The sequence below is a fragment of the Streptomyces sp. NPDC052042 genome (assembly GCF_044548345.1).
Taxonomy (GTDB): Bacteria; Actinomycetota; Actinomycetes; order Streptomycetales; family Streptomycetaceae; genus Streptomyces.
Map to the genome: position 1 here is coordinate 41,613 of NZ_JBIUBU010000028.1, position 17,109 is coordinate 58,721.

At 71.2% G+C, this 17,109-nt stretch carries 16 protein-coding genes; 9 read left to right on the plus strand and 7 right to left on the minus strand.

Annotated elements, in window-relative coordinates:
* Window positions 1-97 precede the first annotated feature (97 nt).
* On the minus strand, window positions 98-1,300 hold the full coding sequence (locus ACIHCL_RS31180; RefSeq protein WP_399867240.1) for a sensor histidine kinase: 1,203 nt from the start codon (window positions 1,298-1,300) through the stop codon (window positions 98-100).
* A gap of 94 nt (window positions 1,301-1,394) precedes the next feature.
* Between ACIHCL_RS31180 and ACIHCL_RS31185 the strand changes: the two genes are divergently transcribed.
* Together ACIHCL_RS31185 and ACIHCL_RS31190 are read left to right on the plus strand one after the other, a co-directional pair.
* Window positions 1,395-2,489, plus strand: coding sequence for an SAM-dependent methyltransferase (locus tag ACIHCL_RS31185; RefSeq protein ID WP_399867242.1), 1,095 nt, complete (start codon window positions 1,395-1,397; stop codon window positions 2,487-2,489).
* Window positions 2,490-2,814: 325 nt separating this feature from the next.
* Window positions 2,815-3,957: an NADH-quinone oxidoreductase subunit D gene (locus ACIHCL_RS31190; RefSeq protein WP_399867243.1), complete on the plus strand. Its 1,143-nt coding sequence runs from the start codon at window positions 2,815-2,817 to the stop codon at window positions 3,955-3,957.
* A gap of 188 nt (window positions 3,958-4,145) precedes the next feature.
* On the opposite strand, the gene ACIHCL_RS31195 is transcribed toward ACIHCL_RS31190, so the two are convergent.
* The 4 genes from ACIHCL_RS31195 to ACIHCL_RS31210 form a co-directional block, all read right to left on the minus strand.
* Window positions 4,146-5,171 (minus strand): hypothetical protein, encoded by a 1,026-nt coding sequence (locus tag ACIHCL_RS31195; RefSeq protein ID WP_399867244.1) that lies wholly within the window; start codon window positions 5,169-5,171, stop codon window positions 4,146-4,148.
* A gap of 108 nt (window positions 5,172-5,279) precedes the next feature.
* On the minus strand, window positions 5,280-6,272 hold the full coding sequence (locus ACIHCL_RS31200) for an ABC transporter substrate-binding protein (RefSeq protein ID WP_399867245.1): 993 nt from the start codon (window positions 6,270-6,272) through the stop codon (window positions 5,280-5,282).
* A gap of 286 nt (window positions 6,273-6,558) precedes the next feature.
* Window positions 6,559-7,233, minus strand: coding sequence for an ABC transporter permease (locus ACIHCL_RS31205; RefSeq protein ID WP_399867248.1), 675 nt, complete (start codon window positions 7,231-7,233; stop codon window positions 6,559-6,561).
* A gap of 3 nt (window positions 7,234-7,236) precedes the next feature.
* Entirely contained in the window at window positions 7,237-8,022 is a 786-nt protein-coding gene (locus ACIHCL_RS31210) for an ABC transporter permease (protein WP_399867251.1), read from the minus strand.
* Window positions 8,023-8,254: 232 nt separating this feature from the next.
* Between ACIHCL_RS31210 and ACIHCL_RS31215 the strand changes: the two genes are divergently transcribed.
* Window positions 8,255-9,538 (plus strand): ABC transporter ATP-binding protein, encoded by a 1,284-nt coding sequence (locus ACIHCL_RS31215; RefSeq protein ID WP_399867252.1) that lies wholly within the window; start codon window positions 8,255-8,257, stop codon window positions 9,536-9,538.
* Between the two features lie 239 nt (window positions 9,539-9,777).
* Here ACIHCL_RS31215 and ACIHCL_RS31220 read toward each other — a convergent pair whose 3' ends face one another.
* Window positions 9,778-10,899, minus strand: coding sequence for an alpha/beta hydrolase (locus ACIHCL_RS31220; RefSeq protein ID WP_399867254.1), 1,122 nt, complete (start codon window positions 10,897-10,899; stop codon window positions 9,778-9,780).
* A 139-nt stretch (window positions 10,900-11,038) separates the two neighbouring features.
* On the opposite strand from ACIHCL_RS31220, the gene ACIHCL_RS31225 reads away from it, so the two are divergent.
* The 6 genes from ACIHCL_RS31225 (at window position 11,039) to ACIHCL_RS31250 (ending at window position 16,185) form a co-directional block, all read left to right on the plus strand.
* Window positions 11,039-12,880 carry a phosphatidylglycerol lysyltransferase domain-containing protein gene (locus ACIHCL_RS31225; RefSeq protein ID WP_399867255.1) on the plus strand — a complete coding sequence of 614 codons (1,842 nt, stop codon included), beginning with the start codon at window positions 11,039-11,041 and terminating at the stop codon, window positions 12,878-12,880.
* 31 nt (window positions 12,881-12,911) lie between these two features.
* Window positions 12,912-13,781, plus strand: a complete 870-nt coding sequence (folP, locus tag ACIHCL_RS31230) for a dihydropteroate synthase (RefSeq protein ID WP_399867257.1) — start codon at window positions 12,912-12,914, stop codon at window positions 13,779-13,781.
* Complete coding sequence (locus tag ACIHCL_RS31235; RefSeq protein WP_399867259.1) at window positions 13,778-14,266, plus strand: nuclear transport factor 2 family protein; 489 nt, start codon at window positions 13,778-13,780, stop codon at window positions 14,264-14,266. Before folP ends, ACIHCL_RS31235 begins: the two co-directional genes overlap by 4 nt.
* 387 nt (window positions 14,267-14,653) lie before the next feature.
* Entirely contained in the window at window positions 14,654-15,013 is a 360-nt protein-coding gene (folB, locus tag ACIHCL_RS31240; RefSeq protein WP_399867261.1) for a dihydroneopterin aldolase, read from the plus strand.
* Complete coding sequence (gene folK, locus ACIHCL_RS31245; protein ID WP_399867263.1) at window positions 15,010-15,621, plus strand: 2-amino-4-hydroxy-6-hydroxymethyldihydropteridine diphosphokinase; 612 nt, start codon at window positions 15,010-15,012, stop codon at window positions 15,619-15,621. Before folB ends, folK begins: the two co-directional genes overlap by 4 nt.
* Window positions 15,622-15,702: 81 nt before the next feature.
* A complete protein-coding gene (locus tag ACIHCL_RS31250) occupies window positions 15,703-16,185 on the plus strand; it encodes a DUF3180 domain-containing protein (protein ID WP_399867266.1) in 483 nt (160 codons plus the stop codon).
* A gap of 252 nt (window positions 16,186-16,437) precedes the next feature.
* Here ACIHCL_RS31250 and folE read toward each other — a convergent pair whose 3' ends face one another.
* A complete protein-coding gene (gene folE / locus ACIHCL_RS31255) occupies window positions 16,438-17,043 on the minus strand; it encodes a GTP cyclohydrolase I FolE (RefSeq protein WP_399867268.1) in 606 nt (201 codons plus the stop codon).
* Between the last annotated feature and the right edge of the window lie 66 nt (window positions 17,044-17,109).

Genomic DNA, 17,109 nt, shown 5'->3' on the forward strand with positions numbered 1-17,109 from the left:
TGCCTGGTCCGCATCATCCGTCTGTCCCGCATCATCCGGGGCGAAGGGGTGGGTGGGCCATCCGGAACGAAGGGACGGGGGTGGGCCGCCCGGAACGTCAGTGGGCCGGTTTGAGCGGCAGCAGCACACTGATCCGGAAGCCGCCGCCCGGCCGCGGCCCGGCGTCCAGCGTTCCGCCGACCATGCCGACCCGCTCGCGCATCCCGATCATCCCGTGCCCCGCCCCGTCGGCGCCCCCGTCCTCGTACATCTCGTGCGACGCGCCCCGCCCGTCGTCCTCGATCAGCAACCCGAGCCCGTCGTCGAAGTAGACCAGCCGCACGCTGGCCCCGGCATCCGGGCCGCCGTGCTTGCGAGTGTTGGTCAGCGCCTCCTGCACGATCCGGTACGCGGTCAGCTCGACCCCGCTGGGCAGCGCGCGCGGCGTTCCCTCGATCTTGAAGTCGACGGGCAGACCGGTCTGCCGCACCTGTTCGACCAGGACCTCGATCTGACCGACGTCGGGCTGCGGAACGTACTCCCCGCTCTCCTGCGCGTCCCCGGTCCGCAGCACCCCGAGCAGCCGCCGCATTTCGGCGAGGGCCTGCCTTCCGGTGTCGGAGATGGTCTCCAGGGCCTGTTTGGCCTGGTCGGGAGCCGTGTCCATGACGTACGCGGCTCCATCGGCCTGCACCACCATCACCGAGACGTTGTGCGCGACGACGTCATGGAGTTCGCGGGCGATCCGGGCCCGCTCGGCGGCCACCGCGACCTTCGACTGGGCCTCGCGCTCCCGCTCCAGCCGGGCGGCCCGCTCCTCCAGCTGGTTGAAGTAGGCCCGCCGGGTGCGCATCGAGTCGCCGAGCACCCAGGCCAGCACGAACGGCACGGTCAGCACGACGATGACGAAAACCTGCTGGAGCCAGCCGGACTGCTCCGTGTCCGCCGGCCAGCGCAACTGGGCGAGGCCCGCCGCGCCCAGGCTGCATCCCAGCGCCAGTCGTGAAGCCCAGCGCTTCCCCACCGCCGCCACGGTGAACACGATCACCAGCATCGCGAAGTTGGCACTGTTCGGCACGACCCCGGTCAGCAGTTGGGCGACACCCATCGCGACGGCCAGCAGCAGCATCTTCTCCGGGGCGCGACGGCGCAGCGCTACGACGGTGCACAGGCCGAGGGCGATCAACGCGATGGCCAGCGGCTCCCCGCCACCCTCCGCCCTCGCCACCGCCGACAGTCCGGAGAGCCCGAGGAGGAAGACAGCCCAGAAGGTGTCGACGCCCGTCGGGTGTCTGCGGAGAAAGGCGTAGAGACGCTGCACATGATCCAGCGTAGGGAAGGCGGAAGGTGCCCGGGTCAACCGAAGGGCCGATCCGCCCTGCGGGCCCGTACTCCCCAAGGTGGAGACTTGGCACGTGACGGGCTTGAAGGGCGTAACGGGTGAGTGGCGCAGGTGGCGTGAGGCGGCGCAGACCGCTCTGTACGGGGACGCGGGGTTCTACCGCAGGCCCGAGGGGCCGGCCGGTCACTTCCGTACCTCCGTCCACGCGTCCCCCCTGTTCGCCTCCGCCGTCGCCCGGCTGCTGGTGCGCACGGCACGGGAGCTGGGCACCGGGGAGGTCGACCTGGTCGACCTCGGGGCGGGGCGTGCCGAACTGCTGACGGGGGTGCTGGCGGCACTACCCGCCGAGGCCGCCGACGGACTCGTCGTACGCGCGTACGCCGTGGAGGTCGCCGCCCGCCCGGCCGGGCTCGATCCCCGGATCGAGTGGTGCGCCGAACCGCCGTCGGGGGTGCGCGGTCTCCTCTTCGCCAACGAGTGGCTGGACAACGTTCCGACCGAGGTCGCGGAGACCGACAAGGACGGCGTCGACCGGTACGTCCTGGTGCGGGCCTCGGACGGCGCGGAGAAGCTGGGCGAGCCGGTGGCCGGGGCCGACGCGGAGTGGCTGCGCCGCTGGTGGCCGTCGTCCGGGCCGGGCGGCCGGGCGGAGATCGGCCGCCCGCGCGACGCGGCGTGGGCGCGTGCGGTGTCCGCACTGGACCGCGGGCTCGCGGTGGCGGTCGACTACGCCCACGCGCGCGGGACGCGGCCGCCCTTCGGCACCCTCACCGGCTTCCGGTCGGGCCGCGAGGTGCGGCCGGTGCCGGACGGCGGCTGCGACCTCACCTCGCACGTGGCGCTGGACGCGTGCGCGGCGGCGGCCGGGGGCGGCACACGGCCCGGCGCGTCCGCCTCGTCCAAGCCCACGCCCACCTCGTCCAAGCCCACGATCACCTCGTCCGAGCCGACGATCACCTCGTCCGAGGTACTGACGCAGCGCGAGGCGCTGCACCGCCTCGGCATCGACGGCGGGCGTCCGTCCCTGTCCCTGGCGTCCACCGACCCGGCCGGGTATGTGCGGGCCCTGGCCTCGGCGGGCGAGGCGGCCGAGCTGACGGCCCGGGGCGGCCTGGGCGACTTCGGCTGGCTGGTGCAGCGCGTGGGGCGGTCGGCGCCCGGGACGTGAACGGATCAGTGGGCGAGCGTCTGGGCCCGCCCACCCCGCGTGCACGGGCCCTCGCTCCGGCCCACACCCCGTACGCGCCCACGGTCCCGCACCGCGTAGGCGTTCCGCACCCGACCCCGCGCCCCGTACCCGATCCCTGTTGCCCGTGCCCTGCCCATCGCCGAGCCCGCCCCCGTGCCGCTCGCCGCCCGGCCGTCCCGCCCTGTCTCCGTCCTTGCCGCACCGCCGTCCCGCCGGCCGCCGGCCTCGCCGCCCGGCCGTCCTGCCGCCCGCCGCCCAGTGGCCCAGCGCCCCGCGACCCCACCGTTCAGGGAATACTGGCCGTATGACGGAGACGACGGTCGGCATCGGCGGCGCGGCGGAGAGCACCGACATGGTGCTCAACATCGGCCCTCAGCACCCCTCCACCCACGGCGTGCTCCGACTGCGCGTCGTTCTCGACGGCGAACGCGTCCAGCACGCCGAACCGGTCATCGGCTATATGCACCGCGGCGCGGAGAAACTGTTCGAGGCCCGCGACTACCGGCAGATCGTGATGCTCGCCAACCGCCACGACTGGCTGTCGGCGTTCTCCAACGAGCTGGGCGTCGTCATGGCCGTGGAGCGCATGCTCGGCATGGAGGTTCCGGAACGGGCGGTCTGGACACGCACCCTGCTCGCCGAACTGAACCGGATCCTGAACCATCTGATGTTCCTCGGCTCGTACCCGCTCGAACTCGGCGGGATCACCCCGGTGTTCCACGCGTTCCGCGAGCGCGAGGAGCTCCAGGCCGTGATGGAGGAGGTCTCCGGCGGCCGGATGCACTACATGTTCAACCGGGTCGGCGGCCTCAAGGAGGACCTCCCCGCCGGCTGGCTCGGCCGCGCCCGGGACGCCGTCGCCTCGGTCCGGTCCCGGATGGACGTGTACGACAACCTGGTGCTCGGCAACGAGATCTTCCGGGGCCGCACCCGCAACGTGGGCGTGCTGTCCGCCGAGACCGTGCACGCGTACGGGGTGTCCGGGCCGATCGCCCGCGCCTCGGGCGTCGACTTCGATCTGCGGCGCGACGAGCCGTACCTCGCGTACGGGGAACTCGGCGACACCCTCAAGGTCGTCACGCGCACCGAAGGCGACTGCCTGGCCCGCTTCGAGTGCCTGCTGGAGCAGTCGCACAATTGCCTGGACCTGGCGGATGCCTGCCTGGACCGCATGGCGGACCTGGCGCCCGGGCCGATCAACCAGCGACTGCCCAAGGTCCTGAAGGCCCCCGAGGGCCACACCTACGCCTGGACCGAGAACCCGCTCGGCATCAACGGCTACTACCTGGTGTCCAGGGGCGAGAAGACCCCGTACCGGCTGAAGCTCCGCTCCGCCTCGTACAACAACATCCAGGTGCTCGGCGAAATGCTGCCGGGCACCCTGGTCGCCGACATGGTGGCGATCCTGGGCTCGCTCTTCTTCGTCGTCGGCGACATCGACAAGTAGAAGCCTCTGCGTCCCGCAGACGTCTTCATCGCCTCGTGGGCGACTCTACGAACCGGTGCCTACGGGACATCCACGTTCGCGTCCTCTTCATCGCCTACGTGATCGCGAAACCACTCGACCACGCGATCGAATCAGCACAGCCACGCAGCCGCACAGCCACGCGGCCACGCGGCCACGCGAGCGCACACCTACGAGATCGCGGTGCGCAGCTCCACCATGTCCAGCTGCTCCGTCTCGTCGTGCGCGGTCAGGTCGATGACTTTGCCGACGGCGCCGTGTCCGGCCGTGCCCGTGCGGTGCGCGGCCAGCGCCTCCTCGCCCACCACGTCCGCGAGGTCCTCGTTCTGCACGGACTCGATCGCGGCGTCGGTCTTCTGCGTACCGAAGAAGTCGAAGGCGCCCTGCGGCACCTGGGGGCGCCGGGGCGTCGGCTCCGGGGCGACCGTGCTGGCCGCCGACACCGGGCGCCCCGAGGGCAGCGCGGCGGACGGCCGGGACGCAGGCAGCGGGGCCGACGGGGGGAGCTGCTTCGCCGGGGAGGCGTCGGAGGCGTCGTCGGCGGACGTGGCCCCCGCTTTCTCGCCCCGCTGCTCCTGCGGCTGGGCCCGCTCCGCGCGTTCCCGCTTTCTTGCGCCGTCGGCGCTGCGCCGGGTCTCCTGGAGCGCCCTGTTGCGCGACAGGTCCTCCAGCGCCTGGGCGGCACGCAGGTAGGCGGCCGGGGTCGGGGTGCTGGACGCGGGCGACAGCTCCCGGGGGGCCGAGGCTTCGAGCGCGAGCTGTCTGCGTCCTTCCAGCGCGCTGGCACGCCCCGTCTCGGCGTTGGCGTAGCGGAGCAGCAGCGCGGCATGCTCCCCACGCAGATTGGCCAGCTCCACCCGCTTGCGCCGCAGCTTCGCATCCAGCCGGGTGCGCAGCTCGCGCGACTCCTCCAGGTCGGACTCCAGCTCGGCCACGCGCTCCTCGGCCCGCCACTCGTCACCGGATCGGGCCCGCTTCAACTCCGCGATACGGCGCCCGGCCTCCCGGTCCCAACTGCGCATCAGATATGCGCCGGTCACGGCTGCGGCCGCGGCAGCGGTCACCAGGCCGCGCAGGACCAGGGGCTCGGTGAGCAGCCAGGCGCCCGCGGTACAGAGGACCGAGACCCCGGCGACGGCCGCAGGCGGAAGGATTCTGTGCAGCGGTGTCGAATGGCGATGACGTCCACGTGGCATGGCCTGAAATTTACCGTGTGCAGGAGGAACTTGGGGGGCCGCCCGGCAATCTGTTCCCTGCCGGTTACCTGACAGCCCCCTTCCCGCCCCGAATCCGGCCTTCTGCACCTACTTACCGATGAGCCCCTTCGCCCTCAGATAGTCCTCGGCCACGTCGGCGGGCTTTGCGCGCTCCGCGTCGACCTTGCGGTTCAGTTCCGCGAGATCCTCGGTGGTCAGCGCCTTGGTGATCTTGCCGAGTGCGTCGGCGACGTCCTGCGAGCCCGCGTCCTTCGCATTGACGACCGGAAGAACGTTGTCGGCGTTCTGGAGCTTCTTGTCGTCCTCCAGGAACACCAGTCCATAGCTGTCGAGCACCGCGTCCGTGGTGGTGGTGAGGACCAGTTGGTCCTTGCCGTCCTTGACCGCCTGCTTGGACTGCGGCGTGCCGACTCCCGTGGGGTCGATGCCGGTGACATTGATGCCGTACGTCTTTTTCAGACCCGGTGCACAGAACGGCCGCACCTCGCACTCGTCACCTGCGGCGATCTTCACCGCCACCTTCGATCTGCCGAGATCTGAAAGGGACTTGAGCTTGTGCCGGGCAGCGAATTCCTCGGTCACCGCGAAGGCGTTCTGGTCGACGGCCGCGCCGGCCGGGAGCACCTTCAGTCCGCGCGGGGTGGCGAGCTTCTCCAGCGCCGCCACGGTGGCGGTGGCGTCTCCCGAGGCAACGGGCTTCTTCGCGGCCTCCTTCGCACCGTTCACCTTGGCGTTGAGGAATTCGGCGATCGTCGCGGCATATTCGGGAACGACATCGATCTCGCCCTTCTCCAGGGAGGGTTCGTAGAGTTCCCGGTTGGCCACGGTGGTGACCGAGGTGCTGTATCCGGCGTCGCTCAGGACCCTCGCGTACAGCTCCGCGAGCACCTTCGACTCGGTGAAAGAGGCCGCGCCGATGACGAGCGAGCCCTTCTTGCCGCCCCCGGAGTCACCGGATCCGCCGGAGGACGCCGAACCGCCCTTGCTCTTTTCCAGGCTGTCGCCGCCACAGGCGGCGAGCGAACCCGCCAGCGCGACCATGCCGATGACCGCGCCCGCTATGCGCGAGGTCTTACTCATAAGTGTTCTCCAATTCACAGCGACAGGGCTGTACGAGTACAAGGACAGGGCTGTACAGGGACAGGGCTGTACAGGGACAGGGCTGTACAAGGGCCGGGCCGTAGGGCGAGAGGGATACGAGAGGGTGGAACAGGGCGCAGCCGCGCGTACGGGCTCCCCGAACGCGGGCACACGCTCCCCCGATGCGAGGCACGGGCCCCGCTCCCGGGGCACGGCCCCGATCCGAGGCACGGCCCCCGGTCCCGGGCACGGGCCCTTGCTCCGGGGCGCGGACGGCGGCCGGCCGTCATGCCGCCCCGCGGCGGCGCAGCGGTGACAGCGCCCGTCCGAGCACCACCACAACCACCTCCACCAGCAGTGCGAGCGCCGCGACCAGCACCGCCCCCGCGACCACCTGCGCCGTGTCATATGTGAGGAAACCGGCCGTGATGATCCGGCCGAGACCGCCCTGGCCGACCATCGCGGCGATCGTCGCCGTGGCGACCACCTGGACCGCCGCCGAACGCAGGCCGGTCATGATCATCGGGTAGGCCAGCGGAAGCTCGACCCGTACGAACAGCTGCCCGCCGGACATGCCCATGCCCCGCGCCGCCTCGGTCACCGACCGGTCGACCTCCGCCATCCCGACGTAGGCGTTGGTGAGCAGCGGCGGCACGGCGAACAGCACCAGCGCGATGACCGTCGGTACGTACCCGGCGTTGCGCAGCGGCGAGACCATGAAGAGGGCCAGCACCGCGAAGACGGGTATCGCCCGGCCGACGTTGGAGATGTTGACGGCCAGCGCGCCCCCTTTCCCGATGTGGCCGAGGTACAGGGCGACCGGCAGCGCGATCGCGCAGGCCACGGCGAGCGCGAGGCCGCTGACGCAGAGGTGCTCGACGAGCCGATGGGCCGCCCCGCTCTCCCCCGTCCAGTTCGCCCCGGTGGTGAGCCAGGCCCACGCCTGACCGAGAACACCCATGCCTCAGACCGCCTCTTCCGTTTCCGTGTCGCGTCCCGACGCGGCGGCTCCGGGTGCGGCAGATGCCGATGTGTTCTGCGCCGATGCGCCCTGCGCCGATATGCCGTGCACGGGGACGGCGCGTATTCGCGTCCATGGGGTCAGCAGGCGCTGGAGCCCCAGCAACAGCAGATCGGCGGCGACCGCGAGCAGCACGCACAGGACCGAGGCGGTGAGCACCTGGGCCTTGAAGAAACTGGGCAGGGCCTCCGCTATCAGGTTGCCCAGGCCGCCCCGGCCGACGACCGACCCGACCGTCGTCAGGGCGATCGTCGAAACCGTGGCGATCCGTACACCGGCCATCAACGCCGGCATCGCGAGGGGAAGCTCGACCTCCCGGAGCAGCCGGACCGGGCCGTACCCCATTCCCTTCGCGGCCTCCTTGACCTCCTGCGGAACCGCTTCGAGGCCCGCCAGGACGTTCCGGACGAGAATGGTCAGCGAATACAGCACCAGCCCCGTGACGACCAGCGCCGTGGACAGGCCGAAGAACGGCAGCAGCAGCGAGAACATGGCGAGCGAGGGAACGGTGTAGAGCACCGTCGTCAGCCCGAGGACCGGTCCGGCGAAACGCGGGCCGCGACGGGCGAGCAGCGCCAGTGGAAAAGCCACGAGCAGTCCGATCAGCACCGAAGCCACCGTGATCCAGATGTGCTGGACCGTCGCATCCACCAACTCCTGGCTGCGGGAGCGGAGATACTCCCCGCAGATCCAGTCATTCGTCACCATGCAGTTCTGTGCGGCTGCCATCCGCCCCCACCTCCCCTTTTACCGCCTCGTGCCGAAACGCCGAGCCGGGCCCGCACACCGGCGTGCCGAAGCGCCCCGGGTACCGAAGGGCCCGAAGTGCCGCGGCACTCGACGTACCGAAGTGCGCGAAGCACCGACGTTCCGAGACCCTATCCCCGACCACTGACACTCGCCGAGGCCGTTGTATTCCAGCAACATGTCCTCCACAGAACACCCGCGACAATGGGGAACCATGATCCGTTTCGAGCACGTCACCAAGCGGTACCCGGACGGCACCACCGCCGTCGACGACCTTTCCTTCGAGGTTGCCGAAGGCGAACTGGTCACGCTCGTCGGACCGTCGGGATGCGGCAAGACGACCACCATGAAGATGGTGAACCGGCTGATCGAACCGACCGAGGGCCGGATATTCCTCGACGGTGACGACATATCCGCCATCGACCCCGTCCGACTGCGCCGCCGTATCGGGTACGTGATCCAGCAGGTGGGCCTGTTCCCGCACCGCACGATCCTGGAGAACACCGCGACGGTCCCCCATCTCCTGGGCTGGAAACGGGGAAAGGCCCGCGACCGCGCAGCGGAACTCCTGGACCTGGTCGGGCTCGACCCCTCCGTTTATGGCGACCGCTATCCGGAACAGCTCTCCGGCGGCCAGCGTCAGCGTGTGGGCGTGGCGCGGGCACTGGCCGCGGACCCGCCGGTGCTGCTGATGGACGAGCCTTTCGGCGCGGTCGATCCCGTCGTACGGGAACGGCTGCAGAACGAATTCCTGAAACTGCAGGCGAGGGTCCGCAAAACCGTCCTGTTCGTCACGCACGACATCGAGGAGGCCGTTCGCCTCGGCGATCGGATCGCCGTCTACGGACAGGGCGCCATCGAGCAGTTCGACTCCCCGGCGACCGTGCTCGGCGCACCCGCCACCCCCTATGTCGCGGACTTCGTCGGCGCCGACCGCGGCCTCAAGCGGCTCTCCGTGACCCCCATCGAGGAGGGAGACCTCGACCAGCCTCCCGTCGTCCACCTCGACGACTCCCTGGAGCGGGCGACCGAGCGGCTGCGGGCCGAGGGGGCGCGCTGGGCGGTCGTCCTGGACGGTGACGACAATCTGCACGGCTGGATCCCGTCCGACCGTCCCGGCACCGCGCACGCCCCTGGATCCGGCTCCGGCACCGCGCACGCCCCTGGATCCGGCTCCGGCACCGCGCACGCCCTGCGGTCCGGCTCCGGGGCCCCGCACGGCCCGGACGGCACGGTGCGCGCACACGCCCGGCGGATGGAGGCGTGGCTCCCGGTCGGAGCCCCGCTCAAGCAGGCGTTCGCCACCATGCTCCAGCACGACGCCGGCTGGATCGCCGTCATCGACGAGGAGGAGAACGGCCGGTTCCTCGGGGTCCTCACCCCGGCACGGCTCCACGAGGCACTACGCCGCTCCATCGACGCCGACGCCCAGGACGTACCCCGGACCCAGGTGGCCGTCGAGTCCGTGGCGAGCCTGGCCGAGACCGCCGCGCGGTGAGCCGAGTGCCGCACAGCGGATGCGGAGCCGCGCGGTGAACCCGCAGGCGCCGCCCGCGCGCCCCGTCGAGGCGCCGGAGCGGCCCGCCGAACCGGCCCCTCACCCGGCCCCGTACGGTCCCTGTCGACGCGACCCGCCCCGCGCCCCCGCCGAAGCGCCCCGGTTCCTCGACGCGGCCCCTCCCCCCGGCCCGTCCGGGTCATCCGCCGGCGCGTGCCCGGTCCCGGCCGCCGGACCGCTCAGTTCTCGCTGAGCCGGCTGCTCATCCAGTCCAGGGCCGAAGGGATCTCCCGCCGCCAGGTGTTGAAGTTGTGCCCGCCGCTGTCGAGCACGATCGACGAGACCTGGGCGGGTGCCTTCACCTTCGCGATGAACCGCTGTGTGGACCGGTAGTTCCCCTCGCCCTGCCTGGAGGTCGTGACCAGGAAGGACGCGTCGGGCTGCGGCAGGTGGTCCAGACTCCACATCAGGTCGGCGCGCTCGCGCGCCCGCTGGTCGCCGTGGAAGAGGTCGCCGGTCGTCGCGTCCTCGGCCGCCTTGTAGTACGCGGAGAGTCCGGCGCTCGCGGCGAACCGGTCCGGGTGGTGGAAACCGATCTTCAGCGCGCAGTAGCCGCCGGTGGAGTTGCCCATGATGCCCCAGTTGCGGGCCCGGGTGCCGACCCGGTACTCCTCCGCGACCGCCCGCGGCAGGTCCTCGGCGAAGAACGTCTCGGTCTGCGGCCCGCCCTTGATGTCCACGCACTCGGTGTCCCTCGGCGGCGCCACCGTCGGCCGCAGCATCACCAGGATCATCGGCTGCGCCCGGCCGGCCTCCACCCGCGCGTGCGCCGTCTGCGGGTACTTCAGACCCTTGAGAAGATTCTCCGCCGTGCCCGGGTAACCCGTGAGGACGACGACCGCCGGGAACTTCCGGTGGGCGTACTCGGGCCGGAAGTACTCCGGCGGGAGGTACACGTACGCCGAACTCTCAATCCCCGACGTCCGGCCCGCGATCACGACCTTGTCGATCCGCCCGCCCGTGGTGGGCCGCAGGGCGCCCGGCACCCCCGAGTGCTGCGTTCCTGTCCTGACGACGTTTCCGGACGCCGATGAGCCGATCGAGTGATCCGTGACCACGCCGGGCTCCTGCTCCTGACCGAACAGATCCGCCCAGGAACCATAGAAGAGGAACGAGTTGTTGGCCGCCAGAGCGACCGAGACGAAGAGCATCACCTGGGTCACGAGCAGCAGCCCCACCCGACCGAACACCACCGACGCACCGCGCCGGGCCAGCCGCGGCCAGAACCAGACCGTGGCGGCGAAGGAGACCAGCGCCAGCGCGATGGCCGTGACCAGAAGCGTCGTACTGGTAAGACCCATGAGGGTGAGCTTTCTTGTCAGGGAATTTCCGGTGCGCGAATAAACCTTCCGCGCGGAAGTCTCGTCCTACAGTTCGCACATCGTCCTCAAGCCCCCGGCCGAAGGACTCCGGTAATCTCTCGCGGAACCACGGGAAGCGATGTCTGTCACAGTAGATGGGGATAAATCAGGATCGGTTCCGAGTCCCGTACGCAAGTTCGTACGGGGCCCGCGCCCCGAGTCCGTCCCGGTGCTGATCGGTACCGCCTGCACCCTCGTCGGCCTGATCGATGTCGCCGCGGGTGTGTTCCCGCGTTTCCGGCACAGCCGGATGCACGCGCTCGCCGAGGTGCTCCCCGGCGCGCTCGGGCCCTTCGCCGCCGCCCTCTCGCTGAGCGCGGGCGTCCTGCTGCTGCTCCTCGCCCACGGACTCAAACGGCGCAAGCGGCGGGCCTGGAGAGCCGCCGTCTTCCTGCTGCCGGCCGGTGCGCTGGCGCAGTTCCTCTACCGGCACTCGGTCACCGGCACGCTCGTCTCGCTGGCGCTCTGCGCGCTGCTGGTCCGTCACCGCGGCGAGTTCGCCGCGCTCCCGGATCCGAGGAGCCGCTGGCGGGCGCTGGCCAACTTCGTGCTGCTCGGCGCGGGTTCGACGGGGCTGGGCCTGATCATCGTCAGCTCCCACCCCCGCCGGATCGTGGGCAGCCCCAGCATCGCGGACCGGCTCCAGCACGTACTGTACGGGCTGTTCGGCGTCGAGGGGCCCGTGGACTACACCGGAGACACCTCCTGGACCGTGGCGTACTCGCTGGGCGCGCTCGGCCTGCTCACCGCCGTCACTACCGTCTATCTCGCCTTCCGCCCCGAGCACCCGGCCGCGCGCCTCACCGAGGACGACGAGGCCCGGCTGCGCGCCCTGCTGGAGAAGCACGGCGGCCGGGACTCACTCGGCCATTTCGCACTCCGCCGGGACAAGGCCGTCGTCTTCTCCCCCAGCGGCAAGGCGGCCGTCTGCTACCGGGTCGTGTCCGGGGTGATGCTGGCGAGCGGCGACCCGATCGGCGACGTGGAAGCGTGGCCGGGCGCCATCGAACGCTTCATGGACGAGGCCAGGGCCCACTCCTGGACCCCGGCCGTGATGGGGTGCAGCGAGACCGGCGGCCAGGTCTGGACCCGCGAGACCGGGCTCGACGCGCTGGAGCTCGGCGACGAGGCGGTGGTGGACGTTGCGGATTTCTCGCTCGCCGGGCGTGCGATGCGCAACGTACGCCAGATGGTGAAGCGCATTGAACGGCTCGGCTACGAAACCCGGGTCCGGCGCGCACGCGACATCGACGAGGCCGAACTGGCCCTCATCCGCCGGGCAGCCGACGACTGGCGCGGCACCGACACCGAGCGCGGCTTCTCCATGGCGCTCGGCCGGATCGGCGACCCGGCCGACGGGGACTGCGTCATCGCCACCGCCCACAAGGCCGACGAGCCGGGCGCCGAGTCGCCCTACGGCGACCTGAAGGCCGTGCTCCACTTCGTTCCGTGGGGCCGCGACGGCATGTCCCTGGACCTCATGCGCCGCGACCGCTCCGCCGACCCCGGCATGAACGAGCTGCTGATCGTCGCCGCCCTCCAGGCCGCCCCCGGACTGTCCGTCAACCGGGTCTCGCTGAACTTCGCGATGTTCCGCTCGGCACTCGCCCGCGGCGAGAAACTGGGCGCGGGACCGGTGCTGCGGCTCTGGCGCGGGCTGCTGATCTTCCTGTCGCGCTGGTTCCAGATCGAATCGCTGTACAAGTTCAACGCCAAGTTCCGGCCCCGCTGGGAGCCCCGCTTCGTGGTCTACCGCACCGCCGGGGACCTGCCGCGGATCTCCCTCGCCGCCATGCAGGCGGAGGGCTTCGTGAACCTCGCCCTGCCCCGCCCGTTCGCGCGCCGCTTCCCCCGCCCCCAGCCCCTCCCCTGCGCCCACCCTCCGGCGACGGGCCGGGAAGAGCACGCCCGCGCGGCATAACGGCATGCGGTACGGGGCCTACGCTGGTCGCATGAGTACGTTGCGTGGACGTGGTGGCCGAGGGACGGTCCTGGGACTGCCGGAGTGGGACCGCTGCGCGGTCATGGGTGTCGTCAATGTGACCCCGGACTCCTTCTCCGACGGGGGCCGCTGGTTCGACACCACGGCCGCGATCAAACACGGTCTCGATCTGATCGCCCAGGGCGCCGATCTGATCGACGTCGGCGGCGAGTCGACCCGACCCGGCGCCAGCCGGGTGGACGCCTCGGAGGAGCTGCGCCGGGTGGTCCCGGTGGTCCGGGGCCTGGCCGCCGAGGGCGTCACGGTCTCCGTGGACACCATGCGGGCCGAGGTCGCCGAGGAGTCGATCGCGGCCGGGGCCGTCCTCGTCAACGACGTGAGCGGCGGCCTCGCCGATCCGGCCATGGTGGGGGTCGTCGCCGACGCCGGGGTGCCGTTCGTCGTCATGCACTGGCGCGGTTTCAGCGAGACCATGAACAGCCGGGCCGTGTACCGGGACGTCGTCGCCGAGGTCGTCGCCGAGCTGCGGGAACGGATGGACGCCGTGGTCGCGGGCGGCATCGCCCCGGAACGGATCGTCATCGACCCCGGCCTCGGCTTCGCCAAGGAGGCCGAGCACGACCTCGCCCTGGTCGCCCACCTCGACGATCTGCGCGCCCTGGGCCGCCCGCTGCTGGTCGCCGCCTCCCGCAAGCGCTTCCTCGGCCAGGTGCTGGCCGGCGGAGGCCCCACGCCGCCGCCCGCCCGGGAACGCGACGCCGCCACCGCGGCGATCTCCGCGCTCTCCGCCCACGCCGGTGCCTGGGCCGTCCGGGTCCACGAGGTGCGCGCCACGGCCGACGCCGTACGGGTCGCCCGCGCCGTCGAGGGAGCCGCGTGAACGGGCCGCGCGACGAGCATGCGGAGGCCGCCGCCGACATCGCGGCCGTCGAGCAGGCCAACACGGCCTTCTACGAGGCGATGGAGCGCGGCGACCTCGACGCGCTCTCCACGCTCTGGCTGCCGGGCGAGGACCTCACCATCTCCTGCGTCCACCCCGGCTGGCCGGTGCTCACCGGGCGCGGCGAGGTGCTGCGCAGCTACGCCCTGATCATGGCGAACACCGAGTACATCCAGTTCTTCCTGACCGACGTCACGGTCTCGATGACCGGCGACACGGCCCTGGTGACCTGTACGGAGAACATCCTCAGCGGCGGGCCGGCGGAGGACGGCAACGCGCTCGGCCCGCTCGTCGGCCAACTCGTCGTGGCCACCAACGTGTTCCGCCGTACCCCCGACGGCTGGAAGGTCTGGTCCCACCACGGCTCGCCCGTACTGACCGAATCCGACGAGGACGAGGACGGGGGCGGCGGAGCCCCCTCCTGACCGGAAGGACCGCGTCCGCACCGGCGGACCGCCTTCCGGGCGCGGCCGTCCCCGCCTACCCGCCTTCGGCCCCGACCGCTCCGCCGCCCCGCCCAGACCGCGAGCACGTCCTGACCGTGGCCGATCCCCAACCGGAAAACACCGGGAAAAGTCGGATTCCTGCCGGAAAACGCCAGAAGAATTCCGCATACCGACCAAGAGACACCGGCCCCGGGGAGGGTTGGAATCCACGTCTGCGGGTAGTAGCGCCTACCAGCCCCGTGGAGTTCTGTCCATAGCCCCCGCGGGGGAGCACTGTCGGTGCTCGAAGGTAAATTCGGAAGAGAGCACCTCGCCGTCCGCACGCGGCCCGTGTCTCTACGCCCAACGACAGCAGGAGTGATTCGCGTGGATCGTGTCGCGGTGCGCGGCCTCAAGGCCCGTGGACACCATGGCGTCTTCCCCCGGGAACGGGAAGAAGGCCAGACGTTCATCGTCGACCTGGTGCTCGGCCTGGACACCCGTCCCGCGGCGGCCGACGACGACCTGACGAAGACCGTGCACTACGGCATCGTCGCCGAAGAGGTCGTCGAGGTCGTGCAGGGCGAGCCGGTCGATCTGATCGAGACGCTCGCGGAGCGCATCGCCCAGACGTGCCTCAAGCACGAAGGAGTCGACGAGGTGGAAGTGGTGGTGCACAAGCCGGACGCGCCGATCACCGTCCCCTTCGACGATGTCACCGTCACCATCACCCGGAGCCGAGTATGACTGCTTTTTCCACCAAAGGGCAGAGCGACCCGACCGTACAGCCGGTCCCCGCCTCCGTGGTCGCGCAGGTGGACGCCGCGGACAGCACCCTCTCCAACCCCAAGCGTGCCGTGCTCTCCCTGGGCTCCAACCTCGGCAACCGGCTGGAGACCCTGCAAGGCGCCATAGACGCCCTGGAGGACACCCCGGGCCTGCGGGTCAAGGCCATCTCCCCGGTGTACGAGACGGAGCCCTGGGGCGTCGCCCCCGGCTCCCAGCCCTCGTACTTCAACGCGGTGGTCGTGGTGAAGACGACGCTCCCCCCGTCCTCGCTCCTGGAGCGCGGTCAGGCCATCGAGGAGGCGTTCGAGCGCGTCCGCGAGGAGCGCTGGGGCTCGCGGACCATCGACGTCGACATCGTGACGTACGCGGACATCGTCTCGGACGATCCGGAGCTCACCCTCCCGCACCCCCGGGCCCATGAACGGGCCTTCGTCCTCGCCCCCTGGCACGACATCGAGCCCGACGCCCAGCTGCCCGGCGCCGGGTCCGTCGCGGACCTGCTGGCCGGTGTCGGGCGGGGCGGCGTACGGTCCCGTGCCGATCTGGAACTCCGGCTGCCCGAGTAGTCGTTAGGCTCGACGGACACAGGCACAGCCCGACGGAGACGGCCGGGCGGGCACGACGGGCGGCGAAGGGCGGATCACTCGGTGAAGCAACTACGGCTCGGGGTACTCATCGGCCTCTTCCTCGCGGCCGGGGTGCTCTCCTGGGGCGGCGCCCGTCTCTGGGACGCCCTGGGCAGCCTGCCGAGCGTCCCCCTCGCCGCGCCGATCGTGCTCGCGGTGATCGCCGTCGTCCTGCTCGCCACGGCGCTCTCCATCCGCTCCCGGCTGCGCGCCCAGCGCGAGCGCCGGCCGGGAGCCAAGGGCGTCGAGCCCCTGATGGCGGCACGGGCAGTGGTCTTCGGACAGGCCAGCGCGCTGGTCGTCGCCCTGATCTCCGGCATGTACGGCGGTACGGGCGTCTTCCTGCTCGGCTCCCTCGACGTACCGGCCCGCCGCGACCAGGCGATCTACGCCGGCTTCGCGGTCCTGGCCGGGATCGCGGTGGTCGCCGTGGCCCTCTGGCTGGAGCGCATCTGCAAGCTCCCGGAGGACGGGGACGACGGCAAGACCCGCTCGTCCGCGTAACGGTCCCGGGCCCGTCACCGCCCCCGCCGTCCCGCTCCGCCGGCTCCCCGGCCGGTGCGGGACGCCTCCGGTGGCCGCTCCCGCCGTGCACACTCCGTTGCCGGACGGCGCTCCCGTCGAACGGCGCTTCCCCGGTGAGACCCCCGGCGAAGCAGACTCACCGGGGGGAGCCGTCGTTCGCCGGGAGCCCACGCTCCTCACCACCGGGTCACGAGGTCCGGGAAGGGACCGCCCGGACGGGGGCCGACGGTCTCAGCGCGCCAGTATCAGGCTCATCGCCTCGGCCCGCGTCGAGGCGTCGCGCAACTGGCCCCGCACCGCCGAGGTCGTCGTCTTCGCCCCCGGCTTGCGGATGCCCCGGACCGACATGCACATGTGCTCCGCCTCGATGACCACGATCGCGCCGCGTGCCTCCAGGATGCGCATCAGCGAGTCCGCGATCTGTGTGGTCAGCCGCTCCTGCACCTGGGGCCTGCGGGCGTACACGTCGACCAGGCGGGCGAGCTTCGAGAGCCCCGTGATCTTGCCGCTCTCCGCCGGGATGTAGCCGACATGGGCGACCCCGTGGAAGGGCAGCAGATGGTGCTCGCAGAGACTGACGATCTCGATGTCCTTCACCAGGACCATCTCGTCGTGCCCCAGGTCGAACGTCGTGGTCAGGACGTCCTCGGGTTCCTGCCACAGACCCGCCAGGATCTCCTTGTACGCCCGCGACACCCGGCCCGGCGTCTCGCGCAGTCCCTCGCGGTCCGGGTCCTCGCCCACAGCGAGGAGAAGCTCGCGTACGGCGGCCTCGGCCCGCTTCTCGTCGAACTCGCCGATCGGCCCCTGGCCGTCCAACGTCACCGGGTCGGTCATCTGTGCCTCGTTCCTCTGAGCTGTCACCCGCACACACTTCTCGTACGGTCGTACGAAAAAGCCGCG